This window comes from Acidovorax sp. Q11 (assembly GCF_054950075.1).
Genome location: NZ_JBUDZG010000107.1, coordinates 1 through 382, shown reverse-complemented (window position 1 = coordinate 382; position 382 = coordinate 1). Strand labels below are relative to the sequence as shown.

The following is a 382-nucleotide window of genomic DNA, read 5'->3' as shown; positions in this document are numbered from 1 at the left end:
TTGTAGTGCTAAGCACTAGTTCCAAAGAACTTGGCACTCGCCATCAAACGCCCACGCTTATCGGCTGTATATTTTTAATGAACCGGATCACTCACAAAAACCGAAGTCTCTCCTCGTTTTCCCGACTCAGCTGCGATCAGCTGAGCCTTGAATTCTAGCACAGTTTTTTAAGAACTGTCAAACTTGTGTTTTCTTTTCAAGCCTCATGCTGATGCTTGAAAAGAAAACACCCAGTACGAAGACTGGGTGCTTCTAGCTGTAAGAGCCTGACGATGACCTACTTTCACACGGGAACCCGCACTATCATCGGCGCAAAGTCGTTTCACTGTCCTGTTCGGGATGGGAAGGAGTGGTACCAACTTGCTATGGTCATCAGGCATAA

The 382-nt window shown here is 46.6% G+C and carries 1 rRNA gene; it reads right to left on the bottom strand.

Annotation, left to right across the window (positions count from 1 at the left end):
- Window positions 1-264: 264 nt before the first annotated feature.
- Window positions 265-377 (bottom strand): 5S ribosomal RNA (gene rrf / locus ACYZGB_RS22885).
- Between the last annotated feature and the right edge of the window lie 5 nt (window positions 378-382).